Source organism: Rhizobacter sp. P2_D12, assembly GCF_056404395.1.
The window spans coordinates 1-2,622 of the sequence record NZ_JBFUEB010000244.1 but is presented as its reverse complement, the minus strand read 5'-3'; the positions used below and the strand labels follow the sequence as shown (position 1 = coordinate 2,622).

Below are 2,622 nucleotides of genomic sequence, written 5' to 3'. Positions count from 1 at the left end.
GTCTAGACCAGATCAGTCAAACGCCCACGAGTAGAGGATATCAAGCGCGCTGTTGGTCCCGGTCTGGAACTGCAGCGAGATACGCGGCGTGAGCTTGTAGCGCAGGCGCACCAGGCTCGATGCGGTACTGGTGCCTTGCTCGAAGCTCAGGTAAGCGCGCTGCGAGATGCGCTTGCCGACCGTGACCACGGTGCTTTCCAGTCCCGAACCGCTGCCGCCGCCGGCGCCCTGTTTCAGGCCCAGTTCATCCACGCCCAGCGAGTTGGCGATCTTGGACTGGATGCCGCCGGTGCCGCCGCTGCCGCCCAGCAGGGCGCTGGCAGCTGCTGTCAGCACGCCTTTCTGGTCGCCGCTGGCCGCTTCCATGCCCTGGCCGAGCACGAGCCACGACAGCTTGTCGCTGTCGGACACGTTCGGCGTCGATACCAGGCGCGCCGTCGGCGATTGCGCCGTGCCGCGGACCTGCACGCCGGCTTCGACGTTGGTCTCGGACAGCTGCTCGCCCTCGGGGCGCTTGCGCACCGCGAGGATGTCGAGCGACGGGTTGTCGTACGGGCCGCTGAAGGTCATCACGGCGCGTTCGATCGACAGGTTCTGGCCATACGCGGCGTAGGTGCCGTTCAGCGCGCGGATGGTGCCATTGATGCGCGGCTGGCCGCTGCCCGTCATGCGCACGCGGGCGGTGCCGGCCAGGTAGGCGTCGATGCCCATCGCGCGGATGTGGAAGTCGTCGCCCAGGTCGGCCGCCAGGTCCACCGTCAGCGGCACTTCCTTCTCATTGGTTTTTGGCGTTGGCTTGGTGGTGCCGCGGCCCAGCACGATGACGTCGTCCGAGATCGTCGGCGTGCCTTGCGGCGCGAATTCGATCAGGGCGCGGTCGGCGCGGATTTTGCCTTCCAGTGCGAAGCGGCTGGCGTCGCGCACGAGCGATGCCTGGCCGCTCAGGATCACGGTGCGGTCCGGGCGCGACAGGGCTTCGAGCCTGTCCATGTTCAGGCGAATGTCCATCGTCGGCGCGCCATCGGCAAAGCGCACGTAGCCGCTGGCGGCGGCGCCGCCCTGGCGGCCCTGGAACGACAGCTTCTCGATGCGCAGCTGGTCGCCGCCAAGCAGCGCGCGCAGTTCGCCGTTACGCAGGTTCACGCCCTGTTCGGCCCAGCGCACGCCCAGCTTGTCGCCATCGAGATTGCCGTTCAGGCTCGGCTTGCCGATGGTGCCGCCACCCGTCATCGCCACGCGCAGCGCGCCGTCGAGTTCCAGGCCCGGCTGGCCGGCCAGCGCTGCAAGCCAGGCGATCGACTGGATATTGGCGTTGGCCGTCATGCGCAGCGGGCTGGCGCTCTCCAGGCGRCCGTTGATCATCTGCGCATTGGCGTCGATCTTGGCCACGCCGGTGCGGGCACCGTCCAGGTCCAGGTTCACGCGCAGGCTGCTGCCCACCACTTCGGCGCGTGCTTCGAGCTGGCGCAGGCCGAGCGGCACGGGCGTGTCGCCACCGACGATGGCGTCGCCCTTTTCGCGGAACACGCGCACATTACCGGCCAGCGAAGGCGCGGCACCTTGCGCCTGTGGCGCGCGCATGTCGACCGACCATGCCGCGCCCAGCGTCAGGTCGCCGCGCGCGTTGTCGGCCAGTGCTGGCGAGAATTGCGCCAGGTAGGTCAGCGGGACATTGTCGGCATGGCCGCGGCTGGCCCAGCGCGGGCCGTCCTTGGTCAGCGCGTCGACCGTGATGCTGCCGTTCGGCAGGGCGATCACGGCGCCGTTGAAGGCGATGCGCTCGGGGCTGGCCAGGCCGGCGAAACCGCCGCCCGGTGCGCCGCTGACCGTCAACGGCACCGGCTTTTGCAGGTTCATCGCATAGCGGCCACGGTTCTGCAGCGCAGCCAGCGTGCCGCTCCAGGTGTCCTTCGAGAAGGCGCCACGCAGTTCGGCATTGGCATCGAACGCGTCGCCCAGCGCCGACAGGCGCAGCGTGTGTGCGCCGCGCGTGCCGTCGGTTTTCAGGCGCACGGACGCCACGCGGGTGTCGCCGTTGACGTAGTCGAGCACCTCGACATCGGTCACCAGTGGGTCGCTTGCACCGCGGCCGGAACCGAGGTTGGCGCTGGCCTTGAGTGAGCGCACCGTGTGCGTGCCCATGGCGCGCAGGTTCTGGCCCGCGATGGTCGCCGTGAGCGAAGGCGTGTCGGCAGTGCCGGACAGGACACCCGAGCCGCGCAGCACGCCGCCGTACTCGGGACCGAAGGCGGCCAGTTGCGGCGCATCGATGCGCCAGTTGAGCGCATCGCGCGCGGCACCAAAACTGCCGGTGGCGGCGATGACGTTCGGCCCCACGTGCAGGTCGACGTTGGCGTCGGACACGTGGCGGCGGTCGGCCGCCAGGCGTGCATGGCCCCAGAACGGCGAACTGGCCAGCGTCGAGTCGACCACCTTGAGGTCGAGCGCGCCGCGCCAGTCGGCACCCGCGCGGCCGCTGCCGGTAAAGGTCGAGTTGATATTGCCTGCGAGTGGCGAACCGAAGGCGGCCGGGTTGAAGCGTTCGGTCGCGCCGGTGGCCTTGACTTCGACCACACGCGCGTCTTCAGGGCCGCCCAGCCAGGCTTCACCCTGGGCGCGTAC

1 protein-coding gene is annotated in these 2,622 nt (G+C 69.5%); it reads right to left on the bottom strand.

The genetic code is table 11. The features are described 5' to 3' along the window. Positions 1 to 12 precede the first annotated feature (12 nt). On the bottom strand, positions 13 to 2,622 hold a 2,610-nt coding region (locus AC1DYN_RS32080), incomplete at its 5' end, for a translocation/assembly module TamB domain-containing protein (RefSeq protein WP_477966779.1).